Raw genomic sequence first — 21,401 nt, forward strand, 5'->3', positions numbered from 1 at the left:
ATGCTAGGCAGCCTGACTCAGGCTTTCCGGGCCGAACACTTCGCGGTGGATGTATTGCGGTGGAATCCCTAATGCCAGTAAGGCTTGCCACTGCTCTATCATGAATGGCAGCGGGCCACACAGGTAATATTGTGCATTCAGGTCAGCATTGAATGCCCACTCGTTCACACGCATGCGGCCCTGATGCACCAGGCGCTCTGTTGCAAAACCGGGTTTCTCTTCAATATATAAACCCAAGTGCAGTGATGACATTTGCTCGCAACTGGCAATCAGTTCATCCAGGTGTGGCACATGCTGCATGGTGCGCGCTGCATGCAAAAACCACACCTCGCGCTTAGCCTGCGCTTGCTGTAGTGTTTTCAACATGGACAGCATAGGCGTTATGCCCACGCCTGCTGAGATCAGCACCAGTGGTGTGCTGGCTTGCAAAGCTGGCGTAAATTCGCCATAAGGATGGCTGATCAGTAACTGTCCGCCAACCTTGGCGTATTGATGCAACCAATTGGACACCGTGCCTTGCGGTGTTGGCATATCCCCAGCCTCGCGTTTGACGCTAATGCGGTAAGTGTCTTTTTGCTCGGCATCTGACAGGCTGTATTGACGGATCTGGCGCGCACCATCCGGCAGGGTGACGGCGACACTAACATATTGCCCGGCCTTGAACGCAGGCAATGCATGATCTTCTGCCGCCAGCACAATCGACAGGATACCTTCTGCGGCGGGCGTTAACTCTGTGATACGCGCCGCTATCCATTGGTCTGCGGCATAACCGGTGCTTTGATATAAGCGGGCTTCTGCGGCGATAAACTCCCCTGCCAGCAACCAGTAGGCCTCATCCCAGGCGGCAATCAGTGGGGGCGTGGCCGCGTCACCCAACACTTCAGCAATCGCGCCCAGCAAATGGCGACCCACAATCGGGTAATGCGCTGGCTTGATGCCTACCGCAGCATGCTTATGCACGATACGCTCAATCACCGGTTGCAGTGCCGCTGCATTATCAATATTGGCAGCATAGGCGAACACGGCAGCAGCCAGTGACTGCTGCTGGCTACCATTGGCCTGGTTGCCCATATTAAACAGGTTTTTCAACTCAGGATGCGCGTTAAACATATTGCTGTAAAACGTGGTGGTAATGGCCACGCCATGCGCCTGCAATACGGGGACACTGGCCTGGATATACGGACGGGCACTACTGGATAACATAAACACTCCTTTTAAATAGCATCTAAAATGCAACTTTTAACATCAAAAAATAGCCTGCTTTCACAGGCCGCACCCCACTTAGGCCGCGTGGGTTTTATGCATGGAAATAATTTTTTCCCTGGTGTTGTGATTGACGATATCGAACAACCGGTGCTGGTTCATATGCGCATAAAACGACTCCAGCCCGGCTTGCAAAGCCCCTTTGAGCAGGCAGTCGCCATGAAATCGGCACATCGGTTTTTCGCAATTAATCAGCTCAGTCGTATTCTCAAGCTCGCGCAAAATATCACCTATACGCAACTGCAGTGACTCCGGATTCAACTCCAAGCCACCATTGCGACCACGTGTTGCCTTGATCCAACCCAGTTTGTTCAGGCGCGTAATCACTTTAATCAAATGGTTGCGCGGCAGATCAAACGTGCTGGCGATCTCGTCTATGGTCACTTGCTGGTCAAAGCGCGACTGTGACAAATACATCAAGACGCGCAAACCAATATCGGTAAATTTGTTTAGCTGCATGATGTGCATTCTAATATATGTTTCATTTACAATGCAACTTTAAATTGCTATGCTGAGATCTATTATCAGATTGACAGGAGTTTCCCTATGCAGCCGCTGATTCAAATCTCTCCGCCCAGCCGCAAACTACCCACGCAAGGCTTTGCTTTATTCAACCTCGGTTTCCGGCCTTTCTTCCTGCTGGCGGCCACCTTTGCGACACTGTCTATGGCGGTTTGGATGGCGCGTTATTTTCAATATAACGCACAATCTTCCACAACTATTTCAGCCTCACAATGGCATGCCCATGAAATGCTGTATGGCTTTGCTTTTGCCGTAATTGCGGGATTTCTGCTCACCGCAGTGAAAAACTGGACCGGCATACCAACCCTGCATGGCCGCCCGCTACTAGGTCTTGTTGCCTGCTGGGTCATTGCCCGCGGTGTAATGTTGATTGCCCCAGACTATGTATTATTGGCCGCGATCTTCGACCTGCTATTTAATGGCTGGCTGATTGCCGCTGTCGCGCAGCCAATCATCAAAGTTAAACAGTGGCGACAACTCGGCGTGCTGTCAAAAGTGGTACTTCTCACCATGGGCAATGTGGCGTTTTACACCCAGGCGCTGGGCTGGACAAGCCATGGCGCACACGCGGCGCTATGGATAGGCCTGTTGCTTAATGTGAGCCTGATTATGGTGATCAGCCGCCGCATCTTGCCGATGTTTATCGAACGTGGCGTCAAAGAAGAAGTTGCTCTGAAAAACAGCGCCTGGATAGACCGTTTGCTGATGGTGTGCCTGGCAGCCTTGCTGATCAACATCCTGACCGTTAATGCCGGAATACTGAATGCAGTGTTAGGGCTCACTATCACTTTGAGTGCTGGTTTCAGATTATGGCGCTGGCATACGCCCGGTATCTGGCAAGTGCCTTTATTATGGAGCTTCTACTGTGGACTGTGGCTGATTAACCTCGGTTTTCTACTCTATACGCTGAGTTTCCTCGCAGGCAGTGTCCCCGTCATTTTAGCGATTCACTGCTGGGCCATTGGCGGCATCGGCGTGATTACACTGGCTATGATGGCACGCGTCTCATTAGGTCACACCGGCCGCAATATCCACACCCCACCGCGCAGCGTGGTCTGGATATTTGGCCTGGTCATTGTCGCCACCCTGAGCAGGGTGCTCCTGCCCATCGTACTACCAGAGTTTTATCGCCTATCGGTGATGCTAGCCGCCAGCAGCTGGATCGCCGCATTCACGCTATTTGCTATCGTCTATTGGCCGATACTCAGTCAACCACGCATTGATGGCACACCGGGTTAAGCGTTACTCTTTCCACTTAATCGAACAACCGATACTTGCGATCTGTTCCTGTGGCCCTCTCCCGGTTTCGGCCACCAGCCTCATGGCATTAAACAGGTCGCGCGTACTTTCAGGCGCGGTTTCCTTGCGGCTTTCATCAAAACGGCCACGGTATTGCAGCTCGAAGTTTTTATTAAAGCCGAAGAAATCAGGCGTACAGACCGCACCATAAGCTTGCGCCACAGTTTGCCGCTCATCCCACAAATAAGGGAAAGGAAACTGCATCTCGGTGGCAATTTTTTGCATGTTTTCAAAGCTATCTTCAGGATATTCGAAGTCATCGTTACTCGAAATAGCCACGGTATTGATGCCCAAGGCTTGCAGCTCGCGCACATCAGCAATCAGCCGCGGCAATATGGCTTTAACATACGGGCAATGATTGCAGATAAACATCACCAACAAGCCGTTTGAGCCCATGCTATCGCTGATGCTGACCGCCTTTTTATCAGTGCTAAACAGATTAAACAGAGGGGCTTTCCAACCAAAATCACATACGGGTGGGCTAATACTTGCCATCAGAATACTCCTGCCATTAAATTCAAAGCATTATGGTACGTGATTAAGGCGCCGAGGTGAATCTTGTGGACAGCGCGCCCGCATCGCCATGCGCACCACGCTAGCGCCATAAATAGTGGCATTTTGGTTACAATGCCAATCATGAGTAATTTACGATTTCATAGCCCGATCGCATTAACTGTCGGCCAGCAAGCCCCGTTGAGTGAAAACGCCATGGCGCATGCAGTGAGGGTGATGCGGCTCAAGGTGGGCGATACACTGACCCTGTTTTGTGGCGATGGCTTTGACTACCAGTGCGCACTCACCAGCATAGAGAAAAAGTCCGCCCAGGTTGAAGTACTCAGCCACGTGCAAGTCAGCAACGAATCACCACTTGCGATTCGATTGCTGCAAGGGATTTCCAGCGGTGACCGTATGGATTACACCATCCAGAAAGCAGTCGAACTCGGCGTGACCGAGATTTACCCGCTCAGTACTGAGCGCTGCGTGACCAAACTCAGCGGCGACCGTGCCGAAAAACGCACTGAACATTGGCAAGGCGTCGCCATTGCCGCCTGTGAACAAAGCGGCCGCGCGGTGGTGCCCACCGTGCATGCACCACTCTCGCTGGCGCAATGGCTCAGCCAGCACGCCACGCCAGACACATTAAACTTATTGCTGAACCCGGTTGGCGCCAAACGGCTAGCTGCTTTGAGCAAACCAGCGAGCGCCATTCAACTGCTGATAGGCCCTGAAGGCGGCCTAAGCCCGGCTGAAATCGAACTCGCCACACAACACCACTTCCAATCCATCGTCCTCGGCCCCAGAATTTTACGTACCGAAACCGCCGCGCTCACCGCCATCGCCAGCATGCAGTCGCTGTGGGGCGATTTTTAACTTCGCTAGCCAACTAAAGGAGTTACCAGATGGAAACCCGTCCACCATTACCGCCATTCACACTGGAAACCGCGATACAGAAAGTGCGCCTGGCGGAAGACGCTTGGAACAGCCGCGACCCGGACCGCGTGATCCAGGTGTATACCGAAGACACCATTTGGCGTAACCGCGCCGAGTTTCCAGTTGGCCGCCAAGCAGTGCATGGATTTCTATCACGCAAATGGGCGCGCGAGCTGGATTACCGACTGATCAAGGAAATTTGGGCTTTTCTGGATAATAAAATTGCCGTGCGTTTTGCCTACGAATGGCACGATGACTCTGGCCAGTGGTATCGCAGTTATGGCAATGAAAACTGGCTGTTTAATGAGGCCGGACTCATGATGCAACGTCACGCCAGCATCAATGACTTGCCCATCAAGGCAGAAGACCGGAAATTTTTCTGGCCGCTGGGCAGGCGTCCGGATGACCATGCCGGGCTGACCGAATTGGGGTTGTAACCACACATGCTAGCAGTGATGTTACAAATGGCGCTGATGATCGCCGCCGGCATGCTGTGGCAGCGATTGGCGCCTGACCATATGTCTGCACTTGCGCACCGCCGCGCGCTGACGGACCTGGTGTTTTACATATTGCTGCCTGCATTGGTACTGGATATCTTATGGCAGGCGCCGTTTGACGCCAGCACACTCAGCATTGCGCTCACCGCGCTCAGCCGCCTCACAGTGGCGGCCTTGTGCATGTGGCTGACGCTGCAATTGTTGCAACGCGTCATGACTGTTTCGCGCGCGCAACAAGGTGCATTAATGCTGGCTGCCACGTTCCCCAATGCGACGTACTTGGGCCTGCCAGTGACCAGCGAGGTCCTCGGTGACTGGACGCATGAAATTGTGCTGAAATTTGACCTGTTTGCCTGTACGCCGGTATTGCTGACGCTAGGCATGCTGATGGCGCAGACCTATGACCAGTCCGAACACAAGTCACACCCGGTCAGGGAGTTGATGCGCGTGCCGCCGCTATGGGCATTGCTGCTGGCAACTGTGTTGAACGTTGGCCATATACCGCAACCTGTCATGATCAGCCATGCGCTGCACACGCTGGCAGGCGGCGTAGTGCCCTTGATGCTGATTGCCCTCGGCATGAGCATCCGCTGGGACACCTTTAAACTCAAACTGATTCCCTTATTGCTGCCTGTGTGCGTGATCGGTTTGCTGATTGCACCATTGGCGGCGCAACATGTCGCCATCGCGTTAGGCCTGCATGGCGACCAGCTCACTGCTTGTATACTGCTCGCCGCCATGCCTACCATGGTGTTTGGCATTGTCATTTGCGAACGCTACCGGCTGGACGGCGCCTTGTACGCCGCAGCCGTGTTCATGAGCACCCTGCTCAGCATCGGCAGCCTGTCACTCTGGTTTGTCATCTTACAGCCATAAATTCAATATTATTTCGCGTATTAACACATGAAATCACGCATTTCGTGTGAATTTTTATGATGCATGCTGTCATACGTCATATGACGAGTTGTCAGCGGCGACGTCTGTTTTTAAGATGCTGCTAAACCGTCACTCTTTCGCTTTGTGTTATTTGGGATTATCAGAAGATCATGCCGAAAACCACGACCAATCAATATATACCTCCACAACCCACGCCTCCCGAGACGCTAGTCAGCCTGCTCGCTGAAACCGGCGTCACCATCAATGGCAATGCGCCTTGGGATATCCAGGTGTATGAAGAAAGCGTTTACCGCGACGTGTTGACCAAGGGTACGCTGGGGCTGGGCCAGGCATTTATTGAAGGCCGCTGGGACTGCAAACGGCTGGATGAGTTTTTTCACCGTGTGATGCGCGCCGACATTGATGAAAAAATGGGCGGCATGGCCAAGCTGAAACTGCTGGGCGAAGTCATCCGTCACACGCTGTTTAACCTGCAGGCGCCGCATCGCGCCTACCAGGTGGCACAACAACATTACGACATTGGTAACGACGTGTTTGAAGCCATGCTGGACAGCAGCATGAGCTACTCCTGCGCCTACTGGCAACATGCCAACACGCTGGAAGAAGCACAATTCAACAAGCTGGACATGATATGCCGCAAGCTGGATTTGCAGCCAGGTGACAACGTTCTGGAAATCGGCTGCGGCTGGGGCGGCCTGGCCAAACATATGGCACAACACTATGGTGCACAGGTGGTCGGCATTACCGTCTCGGTCGAACAACAAGCCTTCGCCCGGGCGCGCTGTGCGGGGTTGCCTGTCGATATCCAGCTCAAAGACTATCGTGAATTGCATGGCCAGTTCGACAAAATCGTGTCTGTGGGCATGTTTGAGCATGTCGGCCCCAAAAACTACGAGACTTATTTTGCCACCGCACACCGCCTGCTCAAAGATAACGGCTTGTTTTTACTACACACCATAGGCAACCACAAAACTGCGCTACACACCGATGCCTGGATTGATCGCTACATATTCCCGAATGGCAAGCTGCCTTCAGTCAGCGAAATCAGCAAAGGCATTGAACAAAAGTTTTTAATTGAAGACTGGCACAACTTTGGCCATGATTACGACCGCACCCTGATGGCATGGTGGGATAAATTCAATCGCGCCTGGCCAGAATTACAGTTTAAGTATGATGAAAGTTTTTACCGGATGTGGAAATACTACCTGATGTGTTGTGCAGGCTATTTCCGCTCCCGGCAAGGACAACTCTGGCAACTGGTATTGAGCAAGCGGGAGAGCACCCGTATTTACCGCTCAATGCGCCCGGCGCCAGCAAGTTGATGTAAACGTAGTCCTCTCTGTCCTTCCTTATTGACGGCGCAAGCCGTCATTTTTTTATGATCAAACATCTCCTCCCTTGCAGATAAATTTGCAATAAAAACCATATTTAATTATTATTTTGCAAAATAAATGCGAAAAATCATATTATGATCGGTTCAAACATTAGAGATTTGCGCAAATCGCAAAATCTAACTTTACAGCAATTAGCTTCTCGCATGGGGACTGACGCCAGTAATTTGTCGCGCATTGAGCGCGGAGAGGTGGGCATTTCCGAGACCCTGCTGCGCGCCGCCGCCCAAGCACTGAGCACCACGCCAGGACGCTTATATGATGCCAACCTGACACCGATCTCGCTCACGAATACACCACCAGCGATCCTCTCCAGCGCCAACAGCAAAGACTTTGTGCACTGGTTCCGCTCCGCAGCGCCGTATATCCATGCCTTTGGTGGCAGCACGTTTGTCATTGCGTTTGGCGGCGAAGTTGTGAGCGAGCAACAATTTGTCGCACTTTCGCACGACCTCAACCTGCTCGCCAGCCTGGAAGTAAGGCTGGTGCTGGTCCACGGCGCCCGTCCGCAAATTGAACAGCGCCTCAAACGCGACAACCTGACGCCCAAATTGCACAATGGCCTGCGGATTACCGACGATGCCGCCATGGAGGCCGTAAAAGAGGCCAACGGTGCCATCCGCGTTGAAATTGAATCCCTGCTCTCGATGGGCATTGCCAACTCGCCCATGGCAGGCAGCGATATCCGCGTCGCCAGCGGCAACTTTGTTACCGCCAAACCACTAGGCGTGCGCGATGGCGTCGATCTACAACATACGGGAGAAGTGCGCAAGATTGACGCTATTGGCATACAGAAGCGGTTAGATGACGGCGAATTGGTGCTTTTATCCCCAATGGGCTACTCCCCCACTGGTGAAACCTTCAACTTAACCCTGGAAGACGTGGCCGTGAGTGCGGCAAGTGCGCTGGATGCGGAAAAACTGATCTTCCTGATGGACTCAGAAGGTGTGCATAACCTGCGCGGCGAACTGTTACGTGAAATGACTTCGGCCAAAGCCAAAAACCTGCTGCGCAATGTGCAGGAGAGCGATGTGCCTATTCATTATTCGGAAGACGTCAATTACTACCTGCCTGCGGCCGTGCGTGCCTGCGAGCATGGCGTGACCAGGACACACCTGATCTCGCGCCATATCGATGGCGCCATTATTCAGGAGCTGTTTACGCGACAAGGTATAGGCACCATGATTACCGAGCTACCGCTGGAAACCATGCGCCAGGCTAATATTGATGATGTCGGCGGTATCCTGATGCTGATTGAGCCATTAGAGAACGAAGGCATCCTGGTGCGGCGCGGGCGCGAACGCATCGAGATGGAAATTAATTATTTCTATGTGATGGAACACGATAACCGCGTCATTGGTTGTGCTGCGCTGTATCCGTTTGCCCAGGAAAAAATGGTGGAATTTGCCTGCCTGGCGATAGACCCGACCTATCGTGGCGGTGGCCGGGGCGATAAATTGTTTAACTATTGCCAGGAGCAAGCCAGCCAAAAAGGCTTTAAAAGGCTATTTTGCCTGACCACGCGCACTGAGCACTGGTTCCTGGAGCGCGGCTTTACCGAGCAAAATGTCGACCAATTACCGCACGAAAAACAAAAACTCTATAATTTTCAAAGAAAATCCAAAGTTTTCATCAAATCGTTATGAGTTTTTAGCTAAAATTCTGCCTGTACCCGATTGACTGCAATCGCCTGATGATTGAATGAAAGTTTGACCTATGCAAACCTCGACCTCCAGCCAAAAAGCACAAACCCTGTCTGAAGCGCTACCGTATATCAAACGCTTTTTTGATAAAACCATTGTCATTAAATACGGCGGCAATGCCATGACTGACGAGCGCCTGAAAGAGTGCTTCGCACAAGACGTGGTGTTACTCAAACTGGTGGGCATGAACCCGGTGGTGGTGCATGGCGGCGGCCCGCAAATTAATGAAATGCTGGATAAGCTAGGCAAGAAAGGCGAGTTCATCCAGGGCATGCGCGTGACTGATGAAGAAACCATGGACGTAGTGGAAATGGTACTCGGCGGCCAGGTGAACAAAGAGATTGTGAACCTGATTAACCGCCATGGCGGCAAAGCCGTGGGCCTGACCGGGCAAGATGGTAACTTTATCCATGCGCACAAACTGCTGATGGAAGACCTCAAAGACCCAAGCAAGATGATTGATGTTGGCCAGGTGGGTGAGATTACCGCGATTGATCCGAGCATCATCAACTTTTTGGACAGCGGCGATTTTATTCCGGTCGTGGCGCCCATTGGCGTCGGCCGCGACAGCGAAACGTATAACATCAATGCCGACGTGGTGGCCGGTAAACTGGCAGAAATCCTCAATGCCGAAAAACTGATTCTGCTCACCAACACGCCTGGCGTGCTGGATAAAAGCGGCCAACTTTTAACCGGCCTGACACCCAAGCAAATTGACGACCTGGTGGAAGATGGCACTTTAAGTGGTGGCATGTTGCCAAAAATCAGCTCGGCTTTAGATGCTGCGCGTAGTGGCGTGAAGTCTGTGCATATTATTGATGGCCGCGTTGAGCACGCCTTGTTGCTGGAAGTGCTCACCGACGAAGGCGTGGGTACTTTAATCAAAGCCAAATAAGTAAGCAGTTACTTTCTTTTATTATCATGTCGCGCAGGGTGTGGATTTTCGATCTCGATGACACCCTGCACAATGCCTCCGCACATATCTTCCCGGTCATGAATCAAGCCATGACGCGTTACATCATGCAGTCGCTGGATATGGAAGAAGCGGCAGCGCACCAGCTACGCCAGCATTACTGGCGCATTTATGGCGCAACACTGAAAGGCCTGATGCGGCACCACGGTGTGAACCCGCATCATTTTCTGGCCGAGACCCATGCCTTTTTGACAGATGACATGGTGCAAACCACTAAGCAATTACGACAACTGCTGCAGCGCCTGCCCGGGCGAAAATGTATTTTCACCAACGCCCCGCGTGCCTACGCCATGCGCGTACTCAACGTGCTAGGCATTGCCGATTGTTTTTCACTGGTTTTCAGCGTCGAATCCAGCCGCTTTCATGCCAAACCCAGCGTGCGCGGTTTTCAATTGCTGTTGCGGCAACTGCAATGCCGGGCAGCCGATTGCACGATGTTTGAGGACAGCCTGCCCGCCTTGATGACCGCTAAACGCTTAGGCATGCGCACCGTGTGGATCAGCCGCCGCCTGCACAAGCCAAACTTTGTGCAATATAGGTTATCGCATGTGTTGGCACTCACTCACAGTCCGTTAAAAAAAGCAGCGCATGCATTTCCGTGCTGAGCGAATGCGGTTAAAATAGCCGTCAAAATAACAACACTCACTTGGGTTCGGTTCTGGAAATCACAATGGCAACCATCAATAAAGAAGCACGCGCAAACCGCAAACAACAAATTTTGGAAACCCTGGCAGGCATGCTGCAAACACCGCGTGGTGAAAAAATCACCACCGCCGCGCTGGCAGCCAAACTGGATGTTTCAGAAGCAGCCTTATACCGTCACTTTGCCAACAAGGCCAAAATGTTTGAAGGCCTGATTGAGTTTATTGAAGGCGCGCTGTTTGGCGTCATGAATAAAATCACCACCGACGAAACCGACGGCCTCAAGCAGGTACAACTGATGCTGCAAACTATGCTCAAGTTTGCCGAGCGCAACCCGGGCATGTCACGCGTGCTGATAGGTGATGCACTGGTCAACGAAGACGAAGCCCTGCAAGCACGCATTAACCAGTTACTGGACCGCCTGGAAGCCAGCCTGAAACAATCATTGCGTATTGCCGAAGCACAAGGCAATAAAATCACCGACGCGGGCATCGCCGCCAACACAATGATCAGCTTCGTGCTTGGTCGCTGGCATGCATTTGCCAAAAGCGGCTTTAAACGCAAACCTAGCGACAACCTTGAACAGCATGTCACACAACTGATTACCGGCTGTTTGCAATAAAAAAGATGTAGAAAGTTTTAATCGATGGAAACCACCGTTTTTGGCATGAATGAAGCCCAGCTCACCGAGTTTGGCATGAGCTGGGGCCTTGCCGGGCTGATCCTGTTCATTGTATTTATTGTCGGCAACCTGGCCTGGAAATCAAAAGCAGGCAAAACCGGGACATTCGCGCTGTTTCTCGCCCTCACCTTAGGCATGGTGGGTTTTCTGGCCAAACTCGCCATTCAGCATTACCTGAATATCCACTAATTCCAGCCCGCACGGCCAGCGCTACAAATAGCCGTGCCACCCAAAATATCCCGTATGTGCATACCCATGTTGCACATACGGTTAACGCTTTATTACGTTTATGACACCCATGGGCTATTGCGGTGCCTGCCGCAGTCCGCTACCCTAAGTCATACATAGTGATAAATACTTGCCTGATATGGACAATTCCCCTCCCAACGACAGTGATGTCTACAAAACTTTGCTGGAGTCGACCAAGGCCATCCCGTGGAAGATTGACTGGGCGTCCAAGCAATTTGCCTACATCGGCCCGCAAATCGAACCCCTGCTAGGCTGGTCGCCAGAAAGCTGGCACTCGGTGGAAGACTGGGTTAACCGCATCCATGAAGAAGACCGTGAACGCGTGTTCAATTTTTGCGTACAACAATCGCTACAAGGGCTGGACCATGAGGCGGACTATCGTGCACTGGCGGCAGATGGCAGCTTTGTCTGGATCCGAGACGTCGTGCACGTGATGCGCACGCCGACTGGTGAACCTGAAGCATTGATAGGCTTTATGTTCGACATCAGCGAACGTAAAAAAACCGAAGAGCAATTGCTGATCATGCAAAAGCAACTGGAAGAGCTTTCTTACAAAGATGGCTTGACCGGCGTGGCCAACCGCCGCATGTTCGACACCGTGCTGGAACGGGAATGGCTGGAAGCCAGGCAACATCAGCACCCGCTGTCACTGATCATGATTGATATTGACTATTTCAAGCAATTTAATGACTTTTACGGGCATTTGCAGGGCGATGAAATACTCAAGCAAGTGGCGAAGACACTGGCGCAGGCCGGGGTGCGGACCAAAGACTTTTTTGCCCGCTTTGGCGGTGAAGAGTTTGCGCTGATTTTGCCAGAGACCAACGAAGTATCGGTCAGCAAAATTGCCGAGCGCTGCCGCAACCTGATCTTCAAGGAGCAAATTCCGCATGCCAAGTCTGAAGTCAGCCAGATACTGACTATCAGTGTCGGCGCTGGCAGTATCACACCTAGCCAGACGGACGACCTCAAAACCTTTGTTGAATCGGTAGATGCGCTGATGTATCAGGCCAAACGCAATGGCCGCAACCGTATCGTGGTGAACGGCGCCTGAAACTAGCGCGATTAACGCAGTATCGCCTGTATGGCGTGGATACGCGCCTCGGCCACGGCCTGTTTGATGTGCGCCGGTGAGCCGCATTGTTTGGCAATGGCCCCGGCATCCACCGTGAGTGCCGCCTGCAATGCCATGGCTAAATGTTCCGCATCGGCCAACGGGCAATCCTCCAGCCCTAAACGGCCGCGGCTGTCACATTCACAAGCCAGTAAAAAATCTTCGAAGCGCATACGCTGACGGAATGCATCCAGCTCTTCCAAAAACTGTAATAAGGTGCTGGCCTTCATCTGCCGGGCCGCGTGCAATTTTCCATGATATTTGGCCACCACCAGCGCCAGGTCCTTGCAATCATTGGGCACACGTAGGCGGGCCACCACTTCACGAATCAAATCCACGCTGCGCAATTCATGGCCGATATGTCGCGGTAAGACGTCAGCAGGCGTTGTGCCCTTACCTAAATCATGGGTCAAGGCAGCGAACCTGACCGGCAAGCTATAGCCTTGTTTGGCCGAGTAATCAATCACCATCATAACGTGAATACCGGTATCGACTTCAGGGTGGTAAGTGACAGTTTGCGGCACGCCCCACAGGCGATCCAGCTCAGGCAAGATGACTTTTAATGCGCCACACTCGCGTAGCATTTCAAACATGCGGCTGGGTTGCTTTTCCATCAGACCCTTGGCAATTTCCTGCCAAACACGCTCAGCCACCAGTGCGTCGACCTCTCCGGCAGCCACCATCTGCCGCATCAGCAACATCGTTTCCGGTGCCACGGTAAACTCGGTAAAACGCGCCAGGAAGCGTGCAGCGCGCAGGATACGCACCGGATCTTCACTAAAAGCATCCGTCACATGTCTAAGCAGTTTTTTCTGGATATCTAACTGGCCGTGAAAAGGATCGATCAGGCTGCCATCATCGGCTTCTGCAATGGCATTGATGGTGAAATCACGGCGGGCAAGATCTTCTTGCAGGGTCACTTCTGGCGACGCATAAACACTAAAGCCTTTGTAGCCTTTGCCTGTTTTGCGCTCGGTGCGCGCCAGCGCATGCTCTTGCTGGGTATCTGGATGCAGGAATACCGGAAAGTCTTTGCCAACCGCACGGTAGCCCGCCGCCAGCATCTGCTCGGGCGTGGCGCCAACCACGACATAATCCCTATCCTTGACCGGCAGGCCAAGCAGGCGATCGCGGACCGCGCCTCCTACCTGATAGATCTGCATGGCGGAATACTCACAGCCAGGCATTAACGCCTGGCGTTGATGACGCGACCTGCGGCAGCACGAAACTGGTCGTAAGCACCACGTGGATTGTTTTTGACCAGATAGCCAGAAATGACGGCAAACATATCGGTTGGCACCACACCCAGCTCATTGGCCATGGGTTGCTGACAGACATTATCGACCTGCATGGATTTGACGTTGTCACGCGAGAGGAGCTTGATCGGCAACAACTGCATAAAGCTGCCTTGCAACAAGGACATATTGAGGCTGAGGCCCATGATAGGACGTTGCACATGGATGGTTTTCATCACTGCTTCCATGATTTGCTGCAAGGTCATGATGGCTGGGCCGCCTAGCTCATAGGTCCTGCCATAGGTAGCAGGCTCATTCACGGCATTGACCATGGCTGCGGCAACATCCTCTACCCAGATGGGCTGAAATTTGGCTTGCGGCATCGCCAGCGCCAAGACTGGGATCCATTGAATCAGTTTGGCAAATAGGTTAATAAAGCGGTCGCGCGTACCAAAAATGACCGATGGCCTGAAAATGGTGACATGCAGTTTTTTGCTGAACGCCATGACAGCCTGATCACCCGCCGCTTTTGTGCGCAGGTATTCGCTAGGGGCATTGGCCGAGGCTTGCAAGGCACTCATATGCAACAGGCGCGGAATAGCCAACTGTTCGCATAACTGTGCCACCTGGCGCGGAAACTGATGATGCATTTGTTCAAAGGTGTTGGTGCGTGTCTGATGCAAAATGCCCACCAGGTTAATCACGGCATCACTCCCTTGCAGGTGAGTTTTCAAAGCCGCTTCGTCATGAACATCACACTCGACCACTTGCACATTCGGCAACAAAATCAGGTGCTTGGCCTGCTCGCGGCGGCGCGTCAGCACTTTCACCTGATACCCGGCCTGGTCCAGCCTGGCAACCACACTACTGCCTACAAAACCGCTACCACCTAATACAGTCACTGTCTTCATCATGCTTTATTCCTGAGTACGTCTTGCGTTGAACCGTATTGTACCGAAAAACGGCGACGACACTTCAATCTTGCTTAAACCAAGAGTTTACTCTTGCTCTGAAATGCTGATTGTCGTCGTGACATTCTCGGCATCTGCTGTGCTGCGGGCCGGGATCGTGCCGAGGCGCTTTTTAAGCGTCAACATAGGCAAACCCAGCCTGGGCGCGTACATATGCGCATTGGCCAATACTTTTTTCACATAATTGCGCGTTTCGCTAAATGGGATGGTTTCGGCATAAATAGCCCCTTCCAGCGGCGCATTGGCGGCCCAGCGTCTGGCGCGACTAGGGCCAGCATTATAGGCCGCAGTCGCCATCACTTCCTGGCCGTTAAACGTATCCAGGGTGTAGCGCATGTAATAGGTGCCCAGGTTCACGTTGGTATCAATATCATGCAGCATGCCATCATGATAGCCATTCAGCCCCAGTTTTTTTGCGATCCACTTGGCCGTGGCAGGCATCACCTGCATCAAGCCACCCGCACCTACCGACGACTTGGCATAATGCATAAAGCGGCTTTCCTGGCGAATAATGCCATATACCCATGCCTCATCAATTGCGCGGCTACGTGAGGCTTTTTGCAAATAATCCCGATAGGGTGTCGGGTAACGTAATTCAAAATTGTGCGTGCGGCTGGTTTTATCTGCCGCCAGCACCGCCAGGTCATACCAACCCTTGAGTAAGGCATATTGTGCGGCGACGATGCGGGTCGAATCATCCAGCGCTTCCAGCAGATACATCCACTCCAGTCGCGCTTCGTAGCGGGCCTCCACATCAAACAAGGCTTCCATGCGTTTCACTGCCGGTTGTTTGGCAAACTGGCGCACCTCATCATCACCCGGCTGGTAAGTCGCCATGGGCTCACCGGCTACCGGGCCTAAATCTTCTGCCGCCAGCCAGCCGTAGAAATGACGTTCCTGCGAGAGTTTCGCCAGAATCTGGTTCGCCTCGGCCACCTGGCCTTTGGCGATGAGTGCCCGTGCCTTCCAGTAACGCCAGGCGGACTCTTCCGCCAATGCCGCAGGCATCTCGTTAATCACTTTAAGCACCTGATGCCAGTCTTGCTGACGCAAGGCACTGCGTGCATACCACTCCCATTGCTCGCTGCTCAACAAGGCAGTGTTGACCTTAGCAAAGCCCTGCATGGCTTCCGGTTCATGTTTGCGTGCTGCCTCCAGGGCCATATAAGCTTGCACCAGTTGCTTTTCATCGTTATCGAGAAAGCCGCTGTATTTCTGGTAGCTGGTTTTGGCCACGGCCAGGTCTGCCTTGGCTTGCCGGTGTATCGCATACATATACAGCGCACGGCCATAGCCTGAACGCTCCTGTATGCTGCCCCTTTTCAAGGCCAGTGCCGGGTTCTGGGCCACATCGTCAATCTGCCTGGACAGGCTGTTATCGGTTTTGCTGCTACGCTTGGCCAGCACTTTTGCCAGGCCGGTTTTATTGCTGAACAAGGCATCACGATACAAAGTCAGCAGCAGCTTTTCATCCAGCACACCGACTTGCTGCAAGGCTTCCATCATGCCCTGGCAATCAGCGGGCAAATCCTTGCCAGCCAGCAATAATTTCTTGCCATCCTCATAGGCATTAGGGTCATCCAGCGCAATGCCTGCCTGCACCTGGTAACACTGGTTACCCGTATCATTGATGCTGTAATACATGGGCATTTGCGCCCGCATTTCAACAAACTGATCCCAGAACTGCACACGACCCAGTCGTTTGAGCCATAACTCGCGTACGCGCTGCGACAACAGGGACTCGTTGTTTTCCTGCAAGAACGCCTGTACCTGATAGTAAGACAATTGATCCATGGTCAGGATCATTTGCCAGTATTGCAGGTAAGGGAGTAACGGTGAACGGCGCTGCTTTAAAGTTTCGGTCGCCTCGGCCAATTGCGGCAGGTTACGCGTCTGGTAGGCCTGCTTGGCCTGCAGATACACTTCAGCATCTCCCGCAAAGGCCAACGTGGACGTGCCTAGCAGACAGGCAGCAAAAAAGAGGAGGGAAAGGAATCTAGTCTTCATGCGTCAACAATCACGTGCATCACGTGATGACAATCAAATTCTGGCCAAGTGACTCAGAAAGAAAAACAGCAACAGCAGCAGTAATACAATAAAGCCACCACGCCAGACCGTTTTCAGCCAGCGCCAGTAACGTGCTTGCCCGGTTTGCCAGCCTAATAGCACCAACACCAGGGTGCTAATCACCAACACGGTAAATAAAATGCGTATCCACCACATATTAATCTGCCTGGCGCATTATGCGGGCAACAAAGGGGCGGGACTAAAGTAGTCGCGCTGTTTAAGAAAGCCTACCGGTGCCTGCGCATCGTTATCAAACGTGCAATATTCCCAAGCGCTTTCATCTGCCAGCAAGGCGCGCAACAACTGGTTATTCAGCGCATGGCCAGATTTAAAGGCCGTAAACTGGCCAATAATCGGGTAGCCCAGAATATACAGGTCGCCAATCGCATCCAGTACCTTGTGTTTGGCAAACTCATCGTCATAGCGCAAGCCACCGCCATTGAGGACTTTATACTCATCCAGCACAATCGCATTATCCAGGCTGCCACCTTTCGCTAAACCATTCGCGCGCAGGTATTCCACCTCGTGCATAAAACCAAACGTGCGGGCACGGCTGATTTCGTCGACGTAACTCTGGCTATCGTAATCAATGGTCACGGTTTTGCCGGAGAACTCAAACACAGGGTGTGCAAAATCAATGGTAAATTCGGCTTTAAAGCCATGGTGCGGCGTAAATTTTGCCCATTTATCGCCATCAATCACTTCTACCGGTTTAAGGATGCGCACAAACTTCTTGGGCACTTCCAGTTCTTGCAGACCAGCAGTCTGCAGCAAATAGATAAACGGCCCTGAACTGCCATCCATGATGGGCACTTCAGCGGCCGTCAGTTCTATCAGCACATTATCTACCCCCAAACCGGCGAGGGCAGACATCAAATGCTCCACGGTAGCAACGCGCGCACCTGAAAACTCTAGGGCGGAGCTCAGGCGAGTGTCATTCACTGCCGTCGGGGCGACCCGCATGGCAGGCGTATCGGGCAAATCGACACGCTGGAACACCACTCCGTGATCAGCGGGCGCAGGTTTGAGCGTCAGCGTGACTTTCTCACCGCTGTGCAGCCCAACGCCCGTGGCGCTGATCGATTGTTTAAGCGTGCGTTGCTTTAACATGGTTTTCTCTGTGTTAATGAATCACTATTATTATAAGCCAATCCGTTACCAGCCATTTAATCGCATGGCAAGATTGCACCAGCCTTTGCTGGTCAGGCAATCCAACCTTAACGATTAATCAGCCTGTTTACGCAAAAACGCTGGAATATCATATTCTTCAATCCCGGAGTTTTTCATGGCTTCAACCTGGGCACGACGGCTGTTGCTGGTGAATACGGCTGGCTCATCTTCTTCAACTGCACTGAAGATAGGCTGGTTAGTCGTACCATCACGCAATGTCGTCATGACCTTCAATTCAGGCTTGGCCTGACGCTTGCCCAGTGAACCGTTCAAACCGGTAGCCACCATGGTCACACGCAGATTGTCGCCCATGCTTTCGTCCATCACATTACCCACAATCACCGTCGCATCTTCTGCGGTGAACTCTTTAATGGTGTTCATCACATCATAGTATTCACGCATTTTGAAGCTGCCGCTGGCGCTGATGTTGACCAAGACACCACGTGCATTCGCCAGGTTGACGTCTTCCAGTAACGGGCTGGCCACCGCTTGTTCAGCCGCGATACGTGCACGGTTAGGGCCGCTAGCTTCAGCAGAACCCATCATCGCCATGCCCATTTCAGACATCACGGTGCGTACGTCAGCAAAGTCCACGTTGACCATACCTGGACAATTGATGATTTCAGCAATGCCAGAAACGGCGTTATGCAATACGTCGTTGGCAGCACGGTAAGCTTCTACCACGGTCACATCTTCGCCCAACACGTCCATCAACTTTTCGTTAGGGATAACGATAAGAGAGTCGACATACTGTGAAAGTTCTTCCAGGCCTTCTTGCGCCACTTTGGCACGCTTGCCTTCAAATGCAAAAGGCTTGGTCACCACAGCCACAGTCAGGATACCCATTTCACGCGCCACTTCGGCAATAATCGGTGCCGCACCGGTACCAGTACCACCACCCATACCCGCTGTAATAAACAACATGTCCGCACCATCAATGGTTTCTGCAATGCTGTCGCGGTCTTCCAATGCAGCTTCGCGGCCGATTTCCGGCTTGGCGCCAGCGCCCAGACCTTTGGTGATATCAGAACCAATTTGCAGCACGACTTTGGCATGGCTCTTCTTCAGTGCCTGCATGTCGGTGTTGGCGCAAATAAACTCAACGCCAGTCACGCTCTTGGTCATCATGTGCTCAACGGCGTTACCACCGCAACCACCGACACCAATTACCTTGATTACGGCGCCGTCATTCTCTTTGTCAAAAATCTCAATCATACTAACCCTCCATTGCCTATTATTTGAGTGCTTGGTTTGCCCCGCACACTCGCCCTAAAACAGTTTAAAAAACGACTAAAAATTACCGGTAAACCAACTCTTCATGCGTTCCAGCAATCTGCCTACTGACCCAGACTGCAAGTTACCCACCATTTGTTTTTCTACCTGTTGCTTGGCCATCAGCAACAAGCCTATGCCGGTGGCATAACGTGGATTGCCCACTACTTCGGACAATCCTTCCACACCCCTGGGCACGCCCAAGCGTACCGGGGTATGGAAAATTTCTTCACCCAACTCAACCATGCCGCGCATCTGTGCCGCGCCGCCAGTAATGACGATGCCGGAGGCAATCATGGACTCCATGCCGCTGCGGCGCAGCTCTTGCTGCACGAATTCATAAATCTCTTCCACGCGGTCTTCAATCACCTCGGTCAAGGCCTGGCAAGACAGCTGGCGTGGTTCACGGCCATCTACCGCAGGCACTTCCACCACTTCACGCGGATCCGCCAGCTGGCGCAATGCACAGCCATGCTTGACCTTGATTTCTTCTGCTGACTGTGTCGGCGTACGCAAAGCCACCGCGATATCATTAGTAATCTGGTCACCGGCAATCGGAATCACGGCCGTATGCCGAATGGCGCCATTCTTGAACACAGCCAAATCAGTCGTCCCGCCACCAATATCCACCAGGCACACACCCAGTTCTTTTTCATCATCAGTGAGCACAGACTCACTCGACGCTAACGGCTGTAAAATGAGGTCACTCACTTCGAGCCCGCAGCGCTTGATGCACTTGACGATGTTCTGTGCCGCCGCAATGGCGCCAGTGACAATATGCACACGCACTTCGAGGCGGATGCCGCTCATGCCCAGTGGCTCGCGTACATCTTCCTGGCCGTCGATAATGAATTCCTGGGTCAGGATATGCAGAATCTGCTGGTCCGCAGGCAGGGCAATCGCGCGGGCGGTTTCCACCACGCGGTCGATATCCATCTGCGACACTTCGCTCTCTTTAATCTTCACCATGCCATGTGAATTCAGGCTCTTGATATGGCTGCCAGCAATGCCTGAATACACGGTATTAATTTTGCAATCCGCCATCAGCTCGACCTCTTCAATCGCGCGCTGAATCGCCTGCATGGTGGAGTCAATATTCACCACCACGCCTTTTTTCAAGCCACGGGAAGCATGCTGGCCGACACCAATCACCTTCAATGTGCCTTCCGGCAATATTTCAGCCGCAATCGCAACAATCTTCGAGGTGCCGATATCCAGCCCCACGATTAAATTTTTATCTTCTCTGACTCTACTCATGTCTCTTCCTTGACCTTTTTTCTGGCAGTCTTATTCTTAGGCGCTACCGCGCGTTCTCAGGCACCACCGCGCGGCATGCGTAAGGCAAAGCCGTTGGGGTAGCGCAAATCGGCATAACGCCAGTCACTTTCCGCGATACTTGCCTGCTGGCGATACGCCGCCACAAACTGTTGTAATCGCTGCTTGGCCGCTTCGCGACCCAGCATCATTTGTCGACCATCCACGGTCTTGATTTCCCAGGCACGGCGTGAGGACAAACTCAACTGCTGGATCTGCAGGGGGGTATCCGTCAGCATCTGGGCAAAACTGGCATAGCCTTGTGCCACTTCTTTGATCGCATCGCCTGGGCCGTAAAAAGTCGGTAATTGTTCATCAGACGCGGCCTGGAACAACTCGCCATGACGGTTGACCAGCGCCACGCCACCCCAGCGGCCCAAGGCCTGATGTTCTTCAATCTGCACGACAATGGTGTCCGGCCATTGGCGACGCACACTCACCTTGCGTGCCCAGGGCAATTTTTCAAATGCGGCGCGTGTGCGCTGCAAATCCAGTGTGTAGAAGTTACCTTTGAGGTACTTGCTGACGATCAACTGAATCTGCTCATGATTCACATGATCCAGATTGCCTTCGACCTGCACCTGCTTGACCGGGAAGATAGGCAAATGCAGCACCACAAACAACATGGCGTACAGCAGCATCACCACTGCCAGTGAAAACAGCAGGTTGGCGATCCAGTTCAGCAATGTTGGTCTATCCCACATCGTCG

22 protein-coding genes are annotated in these 21,401 nt (G+C 52.6%); 11 read left to right on the top strand and 11 right to left on the bottom strand.

Translation table 11 applies throughout. The annotated features are described in order from the left end of the window. Window positions 1-3: 3 nt before the first annotated feature. Window positions 4-1,203, bottom strand: a complete 1,200-nt coding sequence (locus INP79_RS13995; protein ID WP_194754843.1) for a globin domain-containing protein — start codon at window positions 1,201-1,203, stop codon at window positions 4-6. A gap of 78 nt (window positions 1,204-1,281) precedes the next feature. Then, the gene (locus tag INP79_RS14000; RefSeq protein ID WP_194754844.1) at window positions 1,282-1,722 is read right to left on the bottom strand and encodes an Rrf2 family transcriptional regulator; all 441 of its coding nucleotides are present in this window, start codon (window positions 1,720-1,722) and stop codon (window positions 1,282-1,284) included. A gap of 87 nt (window positions 1,723-1,809) precedes the next feature. Between INP79_RS14000 and INP79_RS14005 the strand changes: the two genes are divergently transcribed. Further along, window positions 1,810-3,024 carry an NnrS family protein gene (locus INP79_RS14005; protein ID WP_194754845.1) on the top strand — a complete coding sequence of 405 codons (1,215 nt, stop codon included), beginning with the start codon at window positions 1,810-1,812 and terminating at the stop codon, window positions 3,022-3,024. 3 nt (window positions 3,025-3,027) lie between these two features. Here INP79_RS14005 and INP79_RS14010 read toward each other — a convergent pair whose 3' ends face one another. Further along, window positions 3,028-3,579: a thioredoxin family protein gene (locus INP79_RS14010; RefSeq protein WP_194754846.1), complete on the bottom strand. Its 552-nt coding sequence runs from the start codon at window positions 3,577-3,579 to the stop codon at window positions 3,028-3,030. Between the two features lie 141 nt (window positions 3,580-3,720). Between INP79_RS14010 and INP79_RS14015 the strand changes: the two genes are divergently transcribed. The 10 genes from INP79_RS14015 (at window position 3,721) to INP79_RS14060 (ending at window position 12,603) form a co-directional block, all read left to right on the top strand. Further along, window positions 3,721-4,455 (top strand): 16S rRNA (uracil(1498)-N(3))-methyltransferase, encoded by a 735-nt coding sequence (locus INP79_RS14015; protein WP_194754847.1) that lies wholly within the window; start codon window positions 3,721-3,723, stop codon window positions 4,453-4,455. A 29-nt stretch (window positions 4,456-4,484) separates the two neighbouring features. Further along, on the top strand, window positions 4,485-4,952 hold the full coding sequence (locus INP79_RS14020; protein ID WP_194754848.1) for a nuclear transport factor 2 family protein: 468 nt from the start codon (window positions 4,485-4,487) through the stop codon (window positions 4,950-4,952). 6 nt (window positions 4,953-4,958) lie between these two features. After that, window positions 4,959-5,888, top strand: a complete 930-nt coding sequence (locus tag INP79_RS14025; RefSeq protein WP_194754849.1) for an AEC family transporter — start codon at window positions 4,959-4,961, stop codon at window positions 5,886-5,888. A 170-nt stretch (window positions 5,889-6,058) separates the two neighbouring features. Beyond that, window positions 6,059-7,231 (top strand): cyclopropane fatty acyl phospholipid synthase, encoded by a 1,173-nt coding sequence (gene cfa / locus INP79_RS14030; protein WP_194754850.1) that lies wholly within the window; start codon window positions 6,059-6,061, stop codon window positions 7,229-7,231. A gap of 146 nt (window positions 7,232-7,377) precedes the next feature. Continuing rightward, on the top strand, window positions 7,378-8,946 hold the full coding sequence (argA, locus tag INP79_RS14035; RefSeq protein ID WP_194754851.1) for an amino-acid N-acetyltransferase: 1,569 nt from the start codon (window positions 7,378-7,380) through the stop codon (window positions 8,944-8,946). 70 nt (window positions 8,947-9,016) lie between these two features. Next, the gene (gene argB / locus INP79_RS14040) at window positions 9,017-9,898 is read left to right on the top strand and encodes an acetylglutamate kinase (RefSeq protein ID WP_194754852.1); all 882 of its coding nucleotides are present in this window, start codon (window positions 9,017-9,019) and stop codon (window positions 9,896-9,898) included. Window positions 9,899-9,924: 26 nt separating this feature from the next. Beyond that, complete coding sequence (locus tag INP79_RS14045; protein WP_194754853.1) at window positions 9,925-10,581, top strand: pyrimidine 5'-nucleotidase; 657 nt, start codon at window positions 9,925-9,927, stop codon at window positions 10,579-10,581. Between the two features lie 65 nt (window positions 10,582-10,646). Continuing rightward, the gene (slmA, locus tag INP79_RS14050; protein WP_194741360.1) at window positions 10,647-11,240 is read left to right on the top strand and encodes a nucleoid occlusion factor SlmA; all 594 of its coding nucleotides are present in this window, start codon (window positions 10,647-10,649) and stop codon (window positions 11,238-11,240) included. A 24-nt stretch (window positions 11,241-11,264) separates the two neighbouring features. Beyond that, window positions 11,265-11,489 (top strand): DUF2788 domain-containing protein, encoded by a 225-nt coding sequence (locus tag INP79_RS14055; protein WP_194754854.1) that lies wholly within the window; start codon window positions 11,265-11,267, stop codon window positions 11,487-11,489. Window positions 11,490-11,667: 178 nt separating this feature from the next. Next, window positions 11,668-12,603 carry a sensor domain-containing diguanylate cyclase gene (locus tag INP79_RS14060; RefSeq protein WP_194754855.1) on the top strand — a complete coding sequence of 312 codons (936 nt, stop codon included), beginning with the start codon at window positions 11,668-11,670 and terminating at the stop codon, window positions 12,601-12,603. 11 nt (window positions 12,604-12,614) lie between these two features. Here the strand turns inward: INP79_RS14060 and INP79_RS14065 are convergent, their stop codons facing one another. The 8 genes from INP79_RS14065 to INP79_RS14100 form a co-directional block, all read right to left on the bottom strand. After that, the gene (locus INP79_RS14065; protein WP_194754856.1) at window positions 12,615-13,826 is read right to left on the bottom strand and encodes a multifunctional CCA addition/repair protein; all 1,212 of its coding nucleotides are present in this window, start codon (window positions 13,824-13,826) and stop codon (window positions 12,615-12,617) included. 23 nt (window positions 13,827-13,849) lie between these two features. Further along, window positions 13,850-14,812 (bottom strand): complex I NDUFA9 subunit family protein, encoded by a 963-nt coding sequence (locus tag INP79_RS14070; RefSeq protein WP_194754857.1) that lies wholly within the window; start codon window positions 14,810-14,812, stop codon window positions 13,850-13,852. 84 nt (window positions 14,813-14,896) lie between these two features. Next, on the bottom strand, window positions 14,897-16,876 hold the full coding sequence (locus INP79_RS14075) for a transglycosylase SLT domain-containing protein (RefSeq protein WP_228520036.1): 1,980 nt from the start codon (window positions 16,874-16,876) through the stop codon (window positions 14,897-14,899). 33 nt (window positions 16,877-16,909) lie between these two features. Then, window positions 16,910-17,092, bottom strand: a complete 183-nt coding sequence (locus INP79_RS14080) for a hypothetical protein (protein WP_194754858.1) — start codon at window positions 17,090-17,092, stop codon at window positions 16,910-16,912. An 18-nt stretch (window positions 17,093-17,110) separates the two neighbouring features. Continuing rightward, complete coding sequence (lpxC, locus tag INP79_RS14085) at window positions 17,111-18,046, bottom strand: UDP-3-O-acyl-N-acetylglucosamine deacetylase (protein ID WP_024930573.1); 936 nt, start codon at window positions 18,044-18,046, stop codon at window positions 17,111-17,113. Between the two features lie 114 nt (window positions 18,047-18,160). Then, on the bottom strand, window positions 18,161-19,321 hold the full coding sequence (gene ftsZ, locus INP79_RS14090; RefSeq protein WP_194754859.1) for a cell division protein FtsZ: 1,161 nt from the start codon (window positions 19,319-19,321) through the stop codon (window positions 18,161-18,163). A 75-nt stretch (window positions 19,322-19,396) separates the two neighbouring features. Next, the gene (gene ftsA / locus INP79_RS14095) at window positions 19,397-20,635 is read right to left on the bottom strand and encodes a cell division protein FtsA (protein ID WP_019883476.1); all 1,239 of its coding nucleotides are present in this window, start codon (window positions 20,633-20,635) and stop codon (window positions 19,397-19,399) included. A 56-nt stretch (window positions 20,636-20,691) separates the two neighbouring features. Further along, the gene (locus INP79_RS14100) at window positions 20,692-21,396 is read right to left on the bottom strand and encodes a cell division protein FtsQ/DivIB (RefSeq protein ID WP_194754860.1); all 705 of its coding nucleotides are present in this window, start codon (window positions 21,394-21,396) and stop codon (window positions 20,692-20,694) included. Window positions 21,397-21,401 lie beyond the last annotated feature (5 nt).

It is taken from the genome of Methylophilus sp. QUAN (assembly GCF_015354445.1).
GTDB lineage: Bacteria > Pseudomonadota > Gammaproteobacteria > Burkholderiales > Methylophilaceae > Methylophilus.

Coding starts and splice junctions, on each gene's coding strand:
- INP79_RS13995 (WP_194754843.1), bottom strand. CDS start 1,203: ATGTTATCCAGTAGTGCCCGTCCGTATATCCAGGCCAGTGTCCCCGTA.
- INP79_RS14000 (WP_194754844.1), bottom strand. CDS start 1,722: ATGCAGCTAAACAAATTTACCGATATTGGTTTGCGCGTCTTGATGTAT.
- INP79_RS14005 (WP_194754845.1), top strand. CDS start 1,810: ATGCAGCCGCTGATTCAAATCTCTCCGCCCAGCCGCAAACTACCCACG.
- INP79_RS14010 (WP_194754846.1), bottom strand. CDS start 3,579: ATGGCAAGTATTAGCCCACCCGTATGTGATTTTGGTTGGAAAGCCCCT.
- INP79_RS14015 (WP_194754847.1), top strand. CDS start 3,721: ATGAGTAATTTACGATTTCATAGCCCGATCGCATTAACTGTCGGCCAG.
- INP79_RS14020 (WP_194754848.1), top strand. CDS start 4,485: ATGGAAACCCGTCCACCATTACCGCCATTCACACTGGAAACCGCGATA.
- INP79_RS14025 (WP_194754849.1), top strand. CDS start 4,959: ATGCTAGCAGTGATGTTACAAATGGCGCTGATGATCGCCGCCGGCATG.
- cfa (WP_194754850.1), top strand. CDS start 6,059: ATGCCGAAAACCACGACCAATCAATATATACCTCCACAACCCACGCCT.
- argA (WP_194754851.1), top strand. CDS start 7,378: ATGATCGGTTCAAACATTAGAGATTTGCGCAAATCGCAAAATCTAACT.
- argB (WP_194754852.1), top strand. CDS start 9,017: ATGCAAACCTCGACCTCCAGCCAAAAAGCACAAACCCTGTCTGAAGCG.
- INP79_RS14045 (WP_194754853.1), top strand. CDS start 9,925: ATGTCGCGCAGGGTGTGGATTTTCGATCTCGATGACACCCTGCACAAT.
- slmA (WP_194741360.1), top strand. CDS start 10,647: ATGGCAACCATCAATAAAGAAGCACGCGCAAACCGCAAACAACAAATT.
- INP79_RS14055 (WP_194754854.1), top strand. CDS start 11,265: ATGGAAACCACCGTTTTTGGCATGAATGAAGCCCAGCTCACCGAGTTT.
- INP79_RS14060 (WP_194754855.1), top strand. CDS start 11,668: ATGGACAATTCCCCTCCCAACGACAGTGATGTCTACAAAACTTTGCTG.
- INP79_RS14065 (WP_194754856.1), bottom strand. CDS start 13,826: ATGCAGATCTATCAGGTAGGAGGCGCGGTCCGCGATCGCCTGCTTGGC.
- INP79_RS14070 (WP_194754857.1), bottom strand. CDS start 14,812: ATGATGAAGACAGTGACTGTATTAGGTGGTAGCGGTTTTGTAGGCAGT.
- INP79_RS14075 (WP_228520036.1), bottom strand. CDS start 16,876: ATGAAGACTAGATTCCTTTCCCTCCTCTTTTTTGCTGCCTGTCTGCTA.
- INP79_RS14080 (WP_194754858.1), bottom strand. CDS start 17,092: ATGTGGTGGATACGCATTTTATTTACCGTGTTGGTGATTAGCACCCTG.
- lpxC (WP_024930573.1), bottom strand. CDS start 18,046: ATGTTAAAGCAACGCACGCTTAAACAATCGATCAGCGCCACGGGCGTT.
- ftsZ (WP_194754859.1), bottom strand. CDS start 19,321: ATGATTGAGATTTTTGACAAAGAGAATGACGGCGCCGTAATCAAGGTA.
- ftsA (WP_019883476.1), bottom strand. CDS start 20,635: ATGAGTAGAGTCAGAGAAGATAAAAATTTAATCGTGGGGCTGGATATC.
- INP79_RS14100 (WP_194754860.1), bottom strand. CDS start 21,396: ATGTGGGATAGACCAACATTGCTGAACTGGATCGCCAACCTGCTGTTT.